Here is a 15,126-nt window from a genome sequence, read left to right as displayed (position 1 = left end):
CGCTGGACAGGGAATGGATGAAGGAAAGAGTAGCCGGGGCGGCTGAATCGCGCGTGCATGCCGCTGCAACGGTTCAGTCCAGCGTTGGCCGCAGTTGCGCCGACTGGATCTGCCAGGCGCGGCCATCAGCACTGGGCTGCACGCGGTACCAGCCGCGGAAGCGGAAAGTACCTTGCGTGGTGACCGCGCGGATCCGCACAGGCACTTCCAGCAGCCTGGGGGGCTGCTGGCCATCGCGCGCCACAGGGGGCTCGCTGTCCAGCCGCAGCGTGCGCACGTCCTGCAGCTGGCGCAGTGCGGCATCGTCTGCGTGCCGCGGGTCAGCGGGTGGGAATGCCCAGGCTGCGTCACTGGCACTGCGATTGCGGTTGAGCAGCGCTATCACGTAGCGGTTGAGCATCACCGACGGTGTTTCGGCGTCGGCGTCGGCGTCGGCGTCGGCGTCGACCGCAGCAAACAGTGGATCGATCGCCGGTGCCTGCACGAACGCCGCGTCGGTACCGGCGATGGCCTGTGTTCCGTTGCTGGAGACAGCCGGTGATGGTGCAACCTCTGGCGCTGCAGCGGGCCTGGAGCAGCCCAGCAGCACCAGGGGCGCGATCAGGAAAAGGGTCCTGCGCATGCCTCCTCCCCGAGGCGACGTGGAGGAGGCAGTGTATCGGCTGCGCGGGTATCAGCGGGAGGAGGGCAACTGTTCCAGCGCGTCCAGTACGGGCAGCACCTGCCCGGCGATGGCGGCCAACGCGTGCCCGTCGGTTTCGGCATGGCGTTGCACGACATCGCGCAGCAGCTGGGTGGCGATGACCAGCGTCGCGCGTTCGTCACCGCTGAGGCCGGCCGTGCGCGGTGCCGCTTCCAGCAGGCGCATCAGGTCGCGGCTGGCGCGGTGTTCCAGTTCGATGGTGCAGCGCCCGGTGCACTGCAACCCGTCCTTTTCGATGGGGGTCACCGAGATCCGGTAGCGGGTGGAGGGGCTGGCCATGAGGGGATGCTCGCCGTAGCAGTGGAGGATGTGCCCACCATAGGCAAGGCCGCGGCCGGCGGCGATGGCCGCCGCTGCACGCAGTGTTCCACCCGGTGCGTTCCGGGGCCTGCCCAGGCCGCGCCCGGCTAATGGCGACGGGCCTGAGCGGGAATTTCCCAGTATGCGGCAACGCTGTGTTGCGGATTGCCCCGTGGCGGCACGTCCGCGCATGGCGTGGATCCACTGCCGGACGCGTGCAAAAAAAACGGGACGGCCAGAGCCGTCCCGTCGGAATCTGCGTTGGGGCGCGCGCTTACAGCGCGGCGTCCTTCAGCTTCTTCAGCGGACGCACCTTCAGCTTGGTGGTGGCCGGCTTGGCGGCGAACCACTGCTCTTCCTTGGTGAACGGGTTGATGCCCTTGCGCTTCGGCTTGGCCGGCACATTGACGGTGGTGATCTTCAGCAGGCCCGGCAGGGTGAAGGAGCCAGCGCCCTTCTTGTGCACCGAGGAGGCGACGGCGCTTTCCAGCGAGGCCAGCACAGCGCGGACGTCCTTGGCGATGACGCCGGAGGCTTCAGCGATGTGTGCAACCAGGCCGGACTTGGTCAGCACTTCCTTGATCGGCTTCGGAGCGGCCGGCTTGGCGGCTGCCTTCGTCGCGACTTTCTTCACTGCCTTCTTCGGGGCAGCCTTCTTAGCGGTCTTTGCCATGGTTTCCTGTTCCGTGAACGGTTGGTTGTTTGGTCGGCGCCGAACCCCGTCGGCAAGCGCAATGTAGGGCAACTCTCGGGCGCCGCCAATAGCCCGAAGCGCGGAAAGTGCATGTTTTTTCATATCCAGGCCGATTCAGTACATGGCCGGCGGTGGGGGATGGGGGTGCTGGGACGCGGCTGGCCGGCAGCGCTCCGCAATCGGGGGGATGCGCGAAACTACTGAAAACAAGGGGGAAATGCGTTTCCCGCTGGCCAGGAAGTGTCCACGTACCTGCGGTCGGGTGGACGCGGGGCGTGCGGCGGAGCGACGCAGGGCTAACGCGTCCCGTGGCAGGGTCATCGTTCATCACCGCCACGCAGGAGCAGCACATGGGAATCTCGCGACACGCCACCGCGCACTGGGAAGGCGATCTGAAGTCGGGCAAGGGGCAGTTGAGCACGCCGCAGAGCGGCCTGCTGGACAAGACCCGCTACGGCTTCAACAGTCGCTTCGGCGACGAGAAGGGCACCAATCCGGAAGAACTGATCGCTGCCGCGCATGCCGGCTGCTTCACCATGGCGCTGTCGGCCAAGCTGGGCGAAGCCGGTTTCACCCCGACCTCGCTGGATACCGAAGCCAAGGTCGATCTGTCTTTGGAAGGCGGCCCGCAGCTGTCGCAGATCCGGCTGAAAGTGAAGGCCGTGGTGCCGGGCATCGACGCGGCCAAGTTCCGTGCCATTGCCGATGACGCCAAGCAGAACTGCCCGGTATCCAAGGCGCTGAGCGCGGTGCCGATCAGCCTGGACGCCGAGCTGGGTTGAGCCGGCGCATCTGTAGAGCCGAGCCCACGCTCGGCTTCTGCAGGTCCCGTGATCTGGCCGAGGAGCAGCCGAGCGTGGGCTCGGCGCTACAGTGTCCCTTTACCAATCAAGAGTGCCGCTGATCACCGTCTGCACCTGTCCCCCTGACCAGACCTCGCCATCCTCATCGACCAGCAGCGTCAGGCGCGCATCGTGGCCGACTTCGCGGCCCTGGCTGACTTCGAACGGTGCACGGCCGCGCGGCAGGGCATCGCGCAGGTCCAGCCACGCGGCCAGCACCGCATTGGCAGCACCTGAGGCGGCGTCCTCGAAGCGGCGACCGTTGCCGACGAAGGCACGTACTGCAAGATCGAAGCCCTCGCTGCCATCGCTGAAGGCATAGGCGAACACGCCCATGCTGTCGGTGGACTCGGCCAGTGCAGCCACCGCGTTCCAGTCCGGATGCAGGGCGCGCAATGCGGCTTCATCAGCCACCTGCACCACCCACCAGCTGCGTCCGCCCTGCATGCGCGCCGGCGGCAGCGTGCCCAGCGGCCAGTCCTTCAGCGCGGCCTGCAGGCGCGGGTCGGTGGCTTCGGCCGTCTCGGCCAGCTGCGCGCGCGGGGTGCGGATGGCGATGCGCTGCTGCGCGCCTTCACCGCTGACGCGCAGCGGCAGCGCACCGGCAATGCCGTCCTGCACCAGCACGCCCTCGACCGGTGTAGCGAGGCCCGTCTGGAGCACCGCATGCGCGGTACCAACGCTGGGGTGGCCGGCGAACGGCACTTCCTTCTGCGGACTGAACATGCGCAGCCGGTAGCTGGCACCGGGTGCCTGCGGCGAAAAGACGAAGGTGGTTTCGGGCAGGCGCGTCCAGCGGGCGATGGCCTGCATGCTGGCGTCATCCAGGCCCTCGGCATCCAGTACCACGGCCAGCGGGTTACCGGCGCCGGCGCGCGGGGAGAACACATCCAGCTGCAGGAAACGGCGGGTGGTCATAGGGGGCAAACTCCGTAAAACGAGAGGGGATACGGTAGCGCCGGGCCATGCCCGGCGTCCGTGTGCTGCGTTCGCCCGGCGTGGGGCGGCGCTACCAATGGATGCTGCCGTCGATCACGCATTGCACCTGGCCGCCGATCCACACCGTGCCCTGCGCGTCGACCTGCACCTGCACGCGGCCATCGCGGCCCACTTCGCGGCCCTGGCTGGCCACGTAGCGGCCTTCGCCGCCGGGCAGGGCATCGCGCTGCCGCAGCCAGGCGCCGATCAGCGCATTGGCGCTGCCGGTGACGGGGTCTTCCGGCACGCTCGGCGCGTCGGCGGGGCAGAACGCGCGCACCACGCGGGTGTGGTCGGTGCCGGCTTCGTCGGCGAACACCGCCATGCCGGTGGCGTCGGTGGCGAGACTCCAGGCGGCCAGCGCGGCCATGTCCGGCACCAGGCTGCGCACGGCGGCGCCATCGCGCAGCGGCAGCAGCCACCAGCGTGCGCCGTTGTCCCACAGTTCCGGTGCGCAACCGTCGGCAGCCAACGCCAGCAGCGCTGCGGGTGCGGTGCCGGCCGCTGTGTCCAGTTGCCGCGCCGGTGGGCTGGCCAGCTGGATCTGCAGTGCCTCGGCCGGGCCGCTCATCCGTACCGGCAGCAGCCCCGCCGCGCATTGCTGGACCAACGCGCCGTCGCGCGGCCGGGCCAGGCCACGGGTCACCGCCACCCAGGCCGCACCGACGCTGGGATGGCCGGCGAACGCCAGTTCGCGGGTCGGGGTGAAGATGCGGATGTGGTAGTCGGCGCGGGGCGCGCTGGGGCGCAGGAAGAACACCGTCTCGGACAGGTTCAGCCAGGCAGCCAGGGCCTGCATCTGGCTGCTGGAGAGCCCGTCGGCGTCCAGGATGGCGCCCAGTGGGTTGCCGGTTCCGGGGCGGGGGGCAAAGACATCGAGCTGCAGGTAACGAAGGACGGCCATCTACGGGGATATTGCGCTTAGAATCAAAGGTTCCGCCCCCGAGGGCGGCTTCCCCACATTCTACATAGCCAATCCATGTCAGCTTCCCCCCTTGTCGATCGTTGGATCGTACTGAAGTTCGGCGGCACCTCGGTGTCGCGTCGTCATCGCTGGGACACGATCGGGAAGCTGGCGAAAAAACGTGCGGAAGAGACCGGCTCACGCGTGCTGGTGGTGGTTTCGGCGCTGTCCGGGGTCACCAACGAACTGACCGCGATCGCCGATGGCGCGCCGGACAGCCGCGACCGCGTGGCCGCGCTGGTCGAGCGCCACGAGGGCTTCCTGGTTGAACTGGGCCTGGGCCGCGAAGTGCTGGCCGAGCGCCTGGCGGCGCTGCAGGGCCTGTTGGACGACGCGCGCGCCTCGACCCGTCCGCTGGACTGGCAGGCCGACGTGCTGGGCCAGGGCGAGCTGCTGTCCTCCACGCTGGGTGCGGCCTACCTGCGCGCGTCGGGCCTGGACATGGGCTGGATGGATGCCCGCCAGTGGCTGGACGCGATGCCGCCGCAGCCGAACCAGAGCGACTGGTCGCAGCGGCTGTCGGTGAACTGCCAGTGGCGCGCTGACGCGGAGTGGATGCAGCGTTTTCGCGCGCAGCCGACCCGCCTGCTGATCACGCAAGGCTTCATTTCGCGGCATGCCGATGGCGGTACCGCCATCCTCGGCCGCGGCGGTTCGGATACCTCGGCGGCGTACTTCGGCGCGCTGCTCGGCGCCAGCCGCGTGGAGATCTGGACCGACGTGCCAGGCATGTTCAGCGCCAATCCGAAGGATGTGCCGGACGCGCGCCTGCTGACCCGCCTGGACTACTACGAAGCACAGGAAATCGCCACTACCGGCGCCAAGGTGCTGCACCCGCGCTCGATCAAGCCGTGCCGCGATGCCGGCGTGCCGATGGCCATCCTCGATACCGAGCGCCCGGAGTTGCCGGGTACCAGCATCGATGGCAGCGCCGCACCGGTTCCTGGGGTGAAGGCGATCAGCCGTCGCAACGGCATCGTGCTGGTGTCGATGGAAGGCATCGGCATGTGGCAGCAGGTCGGCTTCCTGGCCGATGTGTTCAACCTGTTCAAGAAGCACGGGCTGTCAGTGGACCTGATCGGTTCGGCCGAGACCAACGTCACTGTGTCGCTGGATCCGTCCGAGAACCTGGTCAACACCGATGTGCTGGCCGCGCTGTCGGCCGACCTGTCGCAGATCTGCAAGGTGAAGGTGATCGTGCCGTGTGCTGCCATCACCCTGGTCGGCCGTGGCATGCGTTCGCTGCTGCACAAGCTGTCGGACGTGTGGGCCACCTTCGGCCGCGAGCGCGTGCACATGATCTCGCAGTCGTCCAACGACCTGAACCTGACCTTCGTCATCGACGAAGCCGATGCCGATGGCCTGCTGCCGATCCTGCATGCAGAGCTGATCGACAGCGGTGCGATGCCGGTGGAAGAGACCGAAGTGTTCGGCCCGCGCTGGCGCGAGATCGCCGGCACCGTGCGCCCGCGTGGCACGCCGTGGTGGCGTGGCCAGCGCGCGCACCTGCTGCAGCTGGCCGATGCCGGCACGCCGCGCTATGTCTACCACCTGCCGACCGTGCGCGCCCGCGCCCGCGCGCTGGCCGCGATCAAGCCGATCGACCAGCGCTACTACGCGATCAAGGCCAACAGCCACCCGACCATCCTGCAGCTGCTGGAAGCCGAGGGCTTCGGCCTGGAGTGCGTGTCGCACGGCGAACTGAAGCACGTGTTCCAGCACCTGCCGGAACTTTCGCCCAAGCGCGTGTTGTTCACTCCCAGCTTCTGCCCGCGCAGCGAGTATGAAGCCGCATTCGCGCTCGGCGTGACCGTCACTGTCGACAACGTGGAAGCGCTGCAGCGCTGGCCGGACCTGTTCCGCAACCGCGAGCTGTGGCTGCGCGTCGACCTGGGCCGTGGCGAAGGCCACCACGCCAAGGTCCGCACCGGCGGCAAGGAGTCCAAGTTCGGCCTGCCGATCGCCCGCGTTGACGAGTTCGTGCGCGCGGCCACCGATCTGGGCAGCCGCGTGGTCGGCCTGCACGCGCACCTGGGAAGCGGCGTGGAAACCGCGCAGCACTGGCGCCTGATGTGCGATGAGCTGGCGGGTTTCGCCCGCCGCATCGGCAGCGTGCAGACCATCGACATCGGTGGCGGCCTGCCGATTCCGTATTCCGCCGAGGATGAACCGTTCGACCTGGATGCGTGGGCCGAGGGTCTGGCCGAGGTCAAAGCGCTGCATCCTGCGTTCCGCCTGGCGATCGAGCCGGGCCGTTACCTGGTGGCCGAATCGGGCGTGCTGCTGACCCACGCCACCCAGGTGGTGGAAAAGGACGGCGTGCGCCGCGTCGGCCTGGATGCCGGCATGAATGCACTGATGCGCCCGGCGCTGTACGACGCCTGGCACGACATCGAGAACCTCAGCCGCCAGGGCGGCTACGCCGAGGCGGCATTCGATGTGGTCGGCCCGATCTGCGAATCCAGCGATGTGTTCGGCAAGCGCCGCAAGCTGCCGGTGTCGACCGCGCCGGACGATGTGATGCTGATCGCCGATGCCGGTGCCTACGGCTATTCGATGGCCAACACCTACAACCAGCGGATGCTGCCGCGCGAAGACGTGATCGAGTGATCGCCACCCGCGCCCTGCACCCGCCCACCGACACGCCCCGCGCAGCTGCGCGGGCCCGTGCCTGACCGGATACACCATGACTGCTTTCGATAAACACCAGGTTTCCCGCTTCCGCTTCGTCCGCTGCGAATTCGCCGCGGAAACTGGCGTGGCCAAGCTGGTCTACGCCTTCGATGACGGCCCGGAGATGGTGGAAACCATCACCGTGCCGGGCGCCCCGTTCGTGCTGGACGAGGCGCGTGCCGCCGCCGTGCAGCGTGCGCTGCAGCTGCTGCACCTGATTGCCGGTGTCAGCTACTACAAGGCCGGCGTGCCGGAGACGGTCAGCATCGACAGCTATGCCATCGATGCCGATACCGCGGCGCTGGTGGAGACGGTCTACCTCAACGGCCTGGGCGAATTCGCCTACCGCAACGGCCTGAACCTGCGCGGGCGTTTCCGCCTGCCGGTGCAGGGCGAAGCGGTGCAGGCCCCGGTGCTGGGCCTGCAGGCGCATGCGCTGGTGGCCATCGGTGGCGGCAAGGATTCGCTGGTCAGCATCGAAGCGCTGCGCCGTGCCGGCGTGGACGAAACGGTGACCTGGATCGGTGGTTCGCAGCTGATCCGCGCCTGCGCCGAGCGCACCGGTTTGCCGACGCTGAACCTGGGCCGCGCGCTGGCGCCGGAACTGTTCGAGCTCAACCGCCAGGGCGCGTGGAACGGGCATATCCCGGTCACCGCGGTGAACTCGGCGATCATGGTGCTGGCCGCGCTGTTGCAGGGCGTGGATCAGGTGGTGTTCTCCAACGAGCGTTCGGCCAGCTACGGCAGCCAGATTCCGGGCACCGGCGAAGTGAACCACCAGTGGTCCAAGGGCTGGGCGTTCGAGCAGGCGTTCGGCAGCCACGTGCAGAAGCACGTGGCGGCAGACCTGCAGTACTACTCGCTGCTGCGCCCGATGTCGGAGCTGGCGGTGGCCCGCCAGTTCGCCAAGACCGATTTCTACGACGCGCATTTCTCCAGCTGCAACCGCAACTTCCACATCCTCGGCGAGCGCCCGGTGAACCGCTGGTGCGGCGTCTGCCCGAAGTGCCACTTTGTGTTCCTGGCGCTGGCCCCGTTCATGCCCAAGACGCGCCTGGTGCGCATCTTCGGCCGCAACCTGCTGGACGATGCCGAACAGGCCGGTGGCTTCGATGCGCTGCTGGAGTTCCAGGACCACAAGCCGTTCGAGTGCGTCGGCGAAGGCCGCGAATCGCGTGCGGCGATGGCGACCCTGGCGCAGCGCCCGGAGTGGAAGGAGGACGTGCTGGTAAAGCGCTTCTGCAATGAGATCCAGCCGCAGCTGGATGCCGCCGAACTGGAACTGGCTCCGCTGCTCCAGCTGCAGGGCGAGCACCGTGTTCCGGCTGCGCTGTGGGAAAGGGTGCGTGAAGATTTCGACGCTTGAGGGAAAGCGCGTTGCGCTGTGGGGCTGGGGTCGTGAGGGCCGCGCGGCGTTTGCGGTGCTCCGTGAGCGCCTGCCAACGCTTGGCCTGAGCCTGTTCTGCCCGGCTGCTGAAGCCGAAGCCGCGCGTGCGGAAACGCAGGGCGCGCTGGACGTGCGGGGTGAACCGAGCGCCGAGGCGCTGGCCGCGTTCGACGTAGTGATCAAATCGCCCGGTATCAGCCCCTACCAGCCGATCGCGCTGGCGGCCGCAGGGCAGGGCACCGCCTTCATCGGCGGCACCGCGCTGTGGTTCGCCGAACACGCGGCCGACGATGGCATCGTGCACGACACCGTGTGCGTGACCGGCACCAAGGGCAAGAGCACCACCACCGCGCTGGTCGCGCACCTGCTGCGCGCCGCCGGCCATCGCACCGGCCTGGTTGGCAACATCGGCCTGCCGCTGCTGGAAGTGCTGGACCCGCAGCCGGCGCCCGCGTACTGGGCTGTCGAGTTGTCCAGCTACCAGACCGGTGAAGTGGCCCGCAGTGGCGCCCGCCCGCAGGTGGCCGTGGTGCTGAACCTGTTCCCGGAACACCTGGACTGGCACGGCAGCGAACAGCGCTACATCGAGGACAAGCTGCGGCTGGTGACTGAAGCCGCACCGCGCATTGCCGTGCTCAACGCCGCCGATCCACACCTGGCCGCGCTGTCGTTGCCTGCCAGCGAGGTGGTCTGGTTCAACCAGCCGCAGGGCTGGCACATGCGCGGTGACATCGTGCATCGCGCCGAGCAGGCGGTGTTCGATACGCGCAACACGCCGCTGCCGGGCCGTCACAACCGCGGCAACCTGTGCGCGGTGCTGGCCGCGCTGGAAGCGCTGGGCCTGGATGCGGTGGCGCTGGCACCGGCGGTGCAGGATTTCCGCCCGCTGCCGAACCGCCTGCAGCGCATTGGCGTGGCCGATGGCCTGACCTACGTCAACGATTCGATCAGCACCACGCCACATGCCAGCCTGGCCGCGCTGGAATGCTTCGCCGGCCAGCGCATCGCGCTGCTGGTGGGCGGGCACGATCGTGGGCTGGACTGGACCGATTTCATGCAGCACATGGCGCATGACGTGCCGCCGGTGGAGATCGTGACCATGGGCAGCAACGGTCCGCGCATCCACGCGATGCTGCAGCCGCTGGCCGATGCCGGCCGCTTCGGCCTGCACGCCGCCGGCGACCTGCCCGAGGCGATGGCGCTTGCACGCGCGGCGCTCGGTGCGCAGGGCGGGGTGGTGCTGCTGTCGCCGGGGGCGCCCAGTTTTGGTGCCTACCGCGATTACGTGGCGCGTGGCCGCCATTTCGCCGAACTGGCCGGGTTCGACCCGGACAGCATCAGCGCGATTCCGGGGTTGGGCATCGGGTGATCCGCGGGCCCGGGGTCGGATCCCTTTCCGCAGGAAAGGGCTCTCACCCCAGCGGGACCCTCGCGCACCATCCACGCGCGGCGTGGATCTATCATCGGCGCATTCACGGACGGATTCGAGAAGCCCGATGTGCACCTTCATCACCATATTCCTGCCCACCACGCTGGCCCACGATACGGCCGCCGCGATCATGCAGCGCAGCGGCCGGCGCCTGTTCGCACAGGATTCGCCCAGCCTGCAGGCGGTCGTCGGCCCCGGTTGGCAGCCGTGGCTGAGTGCCGCGCACTGTGATTGCGGCACGGCGCTGGCGTCGGCGCGGGCCGGGTCGGTGTGGAACGGCGATGCCGAACGCTGGCGGAAGAAGGGTTGGAGCGAGGCGAAGATCGCCCGCGCGCTGGCCGAGCAGTTGGCGCGTCATGAACACGATCAACAGGTGCGTCGCGAGGAAGCCCTGCATGATGCTGGCCACTGGCTGCAGCGCATCGATGCGCTGCTGCAGGCTGGTGCAGGACGTATCGGCCTGCTGGTGCGCGACTACGATGGCGCGGTGAGTGCGCGGCAGCCGGCGCCGCCAGAACGTCGCTGGGCGCGGAAGTCGCTGGCGGCGGCGCATCTGCTGGCATTTGAGCCGGGGACGTTGCATTGGATCGGGCGCGGGTAGTGCCGGCCGCTGGCCGGCAACCTGCGGAGACATTCATCGACGCATGGCGTGGCTCTACTGTGGAGCCGAGCCCACGCTCGGCTGCCCTCATTCGTCTTCGTCGAAGAACGCGTAATCGCGATCAATCAGCTGCTGCAGGTACGCATCAAAGCTGGGCGCGATGACCGCGTAGCTGTCCGGATCATGCAGGTAGCGAACCACCTGGCCGACGGTGCCGCCCGGCGCCGGATCGAAATCCAGGTACAGCATCGAGGTGCCGCCATTGTTCATGCAGTGCGAGAAGCACAGGCGGCGGCTCATCGGTACGTCGGCGTCGATGCCGTCGCCGAGGATCTCCGGTTCGTCATCCAGCCACTCTTCGTAGATCGAGCGGATGGTGTCGTCCCACTGCTGCTGGTCCTCGAAGATCTGTGCCACCGAGCGCAGGTAGTAGGGATAGCCGCCGTCCTCGACGTCCGAGCCAAGCATGAGCACGCAGACCTCGCCATCGGGATACTCGCGGAAGTGCGTGCCATCCACGCGCGACAGCAGTTCCACCAGGCTGTCCGGCACCTGTGGCCACTGCGCGCGCAGGCGTTGCAGGTCTTCGGCGCTTGCGCCCTGCACGTGGGCCCATTGCCGGGCATCGTCAGCAGGCAGGCGCGAATTCAGGCCAGACAGAAAGCGATCAACAAGATTCATGCGGCAAAAAAAGGGGGACGGAGGGGATCAAGTCGTATCCAACCACACCTGCGCCACGCCGCCAATGCAGAATGCGACGCGGGAGGGGCGAATACGGCTTGATCCCCTCCGTCCCCTTTTTCTTGCGGAGCAGGCGCATGAATCGTTGGCGATGCGGTGTGGCGGTGATCCTGGGGCTGGCGGCGATGCCGGCCTGGGCAGCAATGAAGACGCAGCCGGTGGAGTGGAAGCACGAGGGAACGACCTTCAGTGGTGTGCTGGTCTACGACGACGGCGAGCATGACAAGCGCCCGGGCCTGGTAATGGTCCCGAACTGGAAGGGTGTGAACGAATCGGCCATCGAGAAGGCCAAGCAGCTGGCCGGCGACGACTACGTGGTGCTGGTGGCCGATGTGTACGGCAAGGGCGTGCGGCCGAAGACCGATGCGGAGGCGGGGCCGGTGGCGACCAAGCTGCGCAACGATCGGCCGGTGCTGCGTGCGCGGGCCTTGGAGGCGGTGAACGTGCTCAAGGCGCAGGCCGGCAAGGTGCCGCTGGATGCCAGCCGGATCGGTGCGGTGGGCTTCTGCTTCGGCGGCACCACGGTGCTGGAACTGGCCCGTGCCGGTGCGCCATTGGCCGGTGTGGTCAGCCTGCACGGTGGGCTGGGTTCGCCGCTGCCGGCGCAGGCCGGTGGGACGCACCCGTCGGTACTGGTGCTCAATGGTGCCGACGACAAGAGCGTGACCGCCGAGGACATCGCCGGTTTCCAGAGGGAAATGAACGCGGCCAAGGTCGACTGGGAATTCACCAACTACAGCGGCGCGGTGCACTGCTTTGCGGAGCGTGATGCCAACAGCCCGCCGGGCTGCCAGTACAACGAACGGGCGGCCAAGCGCGCATGGAAGGCGCTGGATGAGTTCTTCGAGGAGCGCTTCGAAAAACGCTGATTCGTGCAGTGGTAGTGCCGGCCAGCGACCGGCACTACCGATGCTTCAGTGCCGACCAACGGTCGGCACGCATCCATCAATGCGAGCGCTGCACCGCGTAGCGGGCCAGGCCGCGCAGGGCGGCGACCGCGTCGTTCTCGCCCAGGCCATCGAGCGCACGCTCGGCGGCTTCGGCATATTCCTCTGCACGCGCGCGGCTGTACTCCAGGCCGCCGGTGGCACGGATCGCCGCCAGCACCTCCGGCATCGCCGAGGCGTCGCCGTCCTGCACGATGGTGCGCAGGCGCTCACGAGTGGCGTCGTCGGAGTGGGCCATCGCGTGGATCAGCGGCAGCGTCGCCTTGCCTTCGGCCAGATCATCGCCCAGGTTCTTGCCCAGCTCGTCGGCGTTGGCCGAGTAGTCCAGCACGTCGTCGGCGATCTGGAACGCGTAGCCCAGGTGCATGCCGTAGTCGAACAGGGCCTGTTGCTTGGCTTCGTCCACGCCACTGGCCAGCGCGCCCAGGCGGGTGCCGGCGGCGAACAGCACCGCGGTCTTGCGCTCGATCACGCGGAGGTACGCGGCTTCGTCGGTATCGGGGTTGTGCACGTGCAGCAGCTGCAACACCTCACCCTCGGCGATGCGGTTGGTGGCATCGGCCAGGATCTGCATCACCGACATGCGCTCCAGTTCGACCATCAGCTGGAAGCTGCGCGAGTACAGGAAGTCGCCGACCAGCACGCTCGGTGCATTGCCCCACAGCGCGTTGGCGGTGCTGCGGCCACGGCGCAGACTGGATTCGTCCACCACGTCGTCATGCAGCAGGGTGGAGGTGTGGATGAACTCGATGATCGCCGCCAGCTGGTGGTGATCCGGGCCGGCCTGACCGACCGCATGGCCGGCCAGCATGACCAGCATCGGGCGCAGGCGCTTGCCGCCGGCGGAAATGATGTGATCGGCGATCTGGTTGATCAGCACGACGTCCGAGGACAGCCGGCGCCGGATCAGGGCGTCGACGGCGGCCATGTCGGCCGCAGCAAGCGACTGGATCTGGGGCAGGCCCAGGGCGGGACGGGTGTCTTCGGTGATGGTCATGCGATCAGGCTTTCAGGCTCACCGTTGATTATAGGCGTTGCCCGTGAACTCCGGGCGCAAACCGGACTGGCACGCCGCTGCGGCGCCGTCACGCCAGCGGCCAGCGTGAATACGTATGCAGGCTGCGCCATGCCCCGGAGGCCACCGCTAAGCTTGCCGGAACAGGATTTAGGCCCGCTTCCGGTGGGCCCTGCATGCCCGGAGGGGGGCTGTCGATGTCGCACTATCCATGGTGGCGCGGAGCCGTCATCTACCAGATCTACCCGCGCAGCTACATCGATGCCAACGGCGACGGGGTGGGTGACCTGCCGGGCATCATCGAGCGGCTGGACCACATCGCCGCGCTGGGCGTGGACGCGATCTGGATTTCGCCGTTCTTCAAGTCCCCCATGGCCGACTTCGGCTATGACATCGCCGACTACCGCGACGTCGACCCGCTGTTCGGCAGCCTGGACGACTTCGACCGGCTGCTGGCCAAGGCCCACGGCCTGGGCCTGAAGGTGATGATCGACCAGGTGCTGAGCCACACCTCGATCGAGCACGCCTGGTTCCGCGAGAGCCGCCAGGACCGCAGCAATCCGAAGGCCGACTGGTACGTGTGGGCCGATCCGCGCGAGGACGGCACCCCGCCCAACAACTGGCTGTCGCTGTTCGGCGGCGGCGCCTGGCAGTGGGAGCCGCGCCGTGAGCAGTACTACCTGCACAACTTCCTGGTCGACCAGCCGGACCTGAACTTCCACCACCCGGACGTGCAGCAGGCCACCCTGGACAACGTGCGTTTCTGGCTGGACCGCGGCGTGGACGGCTTCCGCCTGGACGCCATCAATTTCTGCTTCCACGACGCGCAGCTGCGCGACAACCCGCCAAAACCCGCCGACAAGCGCGTGGGCCGCGGCTTCAGCCCGGACAACCCGTACGCGTACCAGTACCACTACTACAACAATACCCAGCCGGAGAACCTGCCCTTCCTGGAGCAGTTGCGCGCGCTGCTGGACGAGTACCCGGGCGCGGTGAGCCTGGGCGAGATCTCCTCGGAGGACTCGCTGGCCACCACCGCCGAGTACACCCGGGACGGCCGCCTGCACATGGGCTACAGCTTCGAGCTGCTGGTGGACGACTACAGCGCGGCCTACATCCGCGACACGGTCTCCCGCCTGGAAGCGGCGATGACCGAAGGCTGGCCGTGCTGGGCGGTTTCGAATCACGACGTGGAGCGGGCGGTCAGCCGTTGGGGCGGGCACCCGGCCGACCCGCGGCTGGCGCGGATGCTGGTGGCGCTGCTGTGCTCGCTGCGCGGCTCGGTGTGCCTGTACCAGGGCGAGGAGCTGGGCCTGGCCGAGGCCGAGGTGCCGTTCGAGGCCCTGCAGGACCCCTACGGCATCACCTTCTGGCCGAACTTCAAGGGCCGCGATGGCTGCCGCACGCCGATGCCGTGGACCGATGCGCCGCTGGCCGGTTTCACGTCCGGCCAGCCGTGGCTGCCGATTCCGGCCGAGCACCGGGCGGCGGCGGTGGCCGTGCAGGAACGCGACCCGCACTCGGTGCTGACCGCGTTCCGGGCATTCCTGGCCTGGCGGCGCAGTCAGCCGGCACTTCTGCATGGCAGCATCCGGTTCATCGACAGTACCGAGCCAGTGCTGCTGTTCGAGCGTATGCTTGCAGATGAAACCCTCCTCCTGGCGTTCAACCTGTCGGCCGAGGCGGTGTGCCATCCGCTGCCGCCGGGCAACTGGCAGCAGGTGGAGGTGCCGGGCCCGGATGCGGGCACGGTGCAGGGCAATGAACTCCAGCTGCCGCCGCGCGCGGTGTATTGCGCCCGACGCAGCTGACCGTTTTTCTCCGGTGGCGGTACTTGCGGGGACGGGGCCGA

At 68.1% G+C, this 15,126-nt stretch carries 14 protein-coding genes; 7 read left to right on the top strand and 7 right to left on the bottom strand.

What is annotated here, in order from left to right:
- Nucleotides 1-73 precede the first annotated feature (73 nt).
- From AC5P8Z_RS04060 to AC5P8Z_RS04050, 3 genes are all read right to left on the bottom strand, one after another.
- Entirely contained in the window at nucleotides 74-622 is a 549-nt protein-coding gene (locus AC5P8Z_RS04060) for a hypothetical protein (RefSeq protein ID WP_495228209.1), read from the bottom strand.
- A gap of 51 nt (nucleotides 623-673) precedes the next feature.
- A complete protein-coding gene (locus AC5P8Z_RS04055; RefSeq protein WP_286071163.1) occupies nucleotides 674-982 on the bottom strand; it encodes a DUF3861 family protein in 309 nt (102 codons plus the stop codon).
- Between the two features lie 295 nt (nucleotides 983-1,277).
- On the bottom strand, nucleotides 1,278-1,676 hold the full coding sequence (locus AC5P8Z_RS04050) for an HU family DNA-binding protein (protein WP_010483539.1): 399 nt from the start codon (nucleotides 1,674-1,676) through the stop codon (nucleotides 1,278-1,280).
- Nucleotides 1,677-2,047: 371 nt separating this feature from the next.
- Between AC5P8Z_RS04050 and AC5P8Z_RS04045 the strand changes: the two genes are divergently transcribed.
- The gene (locus AC5P8Z_RS04045) at nucleotides 2,048-2,479 is read left to right on the top strand and encodes an OsmC family protein (protein WP_164137267.1); all 432 of its coding nucleotides are present in this window, start codon (nucleotides 2,048-2,050) and stop codon (nucleotides 2,477-2,479) included.
- A 99-nt stretch (nucleotides 2,480-2,578) separates the two neighbouring features.
- Here the strand turns inward: AC5P8Z_RS04045 and AC5P8Z_RS04040 are convergent, their stop codons facing one another.
- Together AC5P8Z_RS04040 and AC5P8Z_RS04035 are read right to left on the bottom strand one after the other, a co-directional pair.
- The gene (locus AC5P8Z_RS04040) at nucleotides 2,579-3,457 is read right to left on the bottom strand and encodes a PhzF family phenazine biosynthesis protein (protein WP_295565486.1); all 879 of its coding nucleotides are present in this window, start codon (nucleotides 3,455-3,457) and stop codon (nucleotides 2,579-2,581) included.
- Nucleotides 3,458-3,548: 91 nt separating this feature from the next.
- A complete protein-coding gene (locus tag AC5P8Z_RS04035; RefSeq protein WP_495228207.1) occupies nucleotides 3,549-4,421 on the bottom strand; it encodes a PhzF family phenazine biosynthesis protein in 873 nt (290 codons plus the stop codon).
- Nucleotides 4,422-4,496: 75 nt separating this feature from the next.
- Here AC5P8Z_RS04035 and AC5P8Z_RS04030 point away from each other — a divergent pair, with 75 nt between their 5' ends.
- The 4 genes from AC5P8Z_RS04030 to AC5P8Z_RS04015 all read left to right on the top strand — a co-directional run bounded on the left by AC5P8Z_RS04030 (nucleotide 4,497) and on the right by AC5P8Z_RS04015 (nucleotide 10,571).
- Nucleotides 4,497-7,091: a bifunctional aspartate kinase/diaminopimelate decarboxylase gene (locus tag AC5P8Z_RS04030; protein WP_495228206.1), complete on the top strand. Its 2,595-nt coding sequence runs from the start codon at nucleotides 4,497-4,499 to the stop codon at nucleotides 7,089-7,091.
- Nucleotides 7,092-7,167: 76 nt separating this feature from the next.
- Nucleotides 7,168-8,520: a UDP-N-acetyl-alpha-D-muramoyl-L-alanyl-L-glutamate epimerase gene (murL, locus tag AC5P8Z_RS04025; protein ID WP_295565489.1), complete on the top strand. Its 1,353-nt coding sequence runs from the start codon at nucleotides 7,168-7,170 to the stop codon at nucleotides 8,518-8,520.
- On the top strand, nucleotides 8,501-9,910 hold the full coding sequence (murD, locus tag AC5P8Z_RS04020) for a UDP-N-acetylmuramoyl-L-alanine--D-glutamate ligase (RefSeq protein WP_495228204.1): 1,410 nt from the start codon (nucleotides 8,501-8,503) through the stop codon (nucleotides 9,908-9,910). The genes murL and murD overlap by 20 nt, the downstream gene beginning before the upstream one ends.
- Nucleotides 9,911-10,037: 127 nt before the next feature.
- Nucleotides 10,038-10,571, top strand: a complete 534-nt coding sequence (locus AC5P8Z_RS04015; protein WP_495228202.1) for a hypothetical protein — start codon at nucleotides 10,038-10,040, stop codon at nucleotides 10,569-10,571.
- A gap of 87 nt (nucleotides 10,572-10,658) precedes the next feature.
- Here the strand turns inward: AC5P8Z_RS04015 and AC5P8Z_RS04010 are convergent, their stop codons facing one another.
- Nucleotides 10,659-11,252 carry an SMI1/KNR4 family protein gene (locus AC5P8Z_RS04010; RefSeq protein ID WP_295565492.1) on the bottom strand — a complete coding sequence of 198 codons (594 nt, stop codon included), beginning with the start codon at nucleotides 11,250-11,252 and terminating at the stop codon, nucleotides 10,659-10,661.
- Nucleotides 11,253-11,389: 137 nt separating this feature from the next.
- On the opposite strand from AC5P8Z_RS04010, the gene AC5P8Z_RS04005 reads away from it, so the two are divergent.
- Nucleotides 11,390-12,181, top strand: a complete 792-nt coding sequence (locus AC5P8Z_RS04005) for a dienelactone hydrolase family protein (RefSeq protein WP_495228200.1) — start codon at nucleotides 11,390-11,392, stop codon at nucleotides 12,179-12,181.
- A 76-nt stretch (nucleotides 12,182-12,257) separates the two neighbouring features.
- Here the strand turns inward: AC5P8Z_RS04005 and AC5P8Z_RS04000 are convergent, their stop codons facing one another.
- Nucleotides 12,258-13,256, bottom strand: a complete 999-nt coding sequence (locus AC5P8Z_RS04000; protein WP_099560398.1) for a polyprenyl synthetase family protein — start codon at nucleotides 13,254-13,256, stop codon at nucleotides 12,258-12,260.
- 215 nt (nucleotides 13,257-13,471) lie between these two features.
- Between AC5P8Z_RS04000 and AC5P8Z_RS03995 the strand changes: the two genes are divergently transcribed.
- Nucleotides 13,472-15,085, top strand: coding sequence for an alpha-glucosidase (locus tag AC5P8Z_RS03995; RefSeq protein WP_495228197.1), 1,614 nt, complete (start codon nucleotides 13,472-13,474; stop codon nucleotides 15,083-15,085).
- Nucleotides 15,086-15,126 lie beyond the last annotated feature (41 nt).

It is taken from the genome of Stenotrophomonas sp. YJH_SMC_17 (assembly GCF_059371655.1).
The sequence above is the reverse complement of the archived record's forward strand: the minus strand, read 5'-3'. Positions and strand labels throughout refer to the sequence as shown.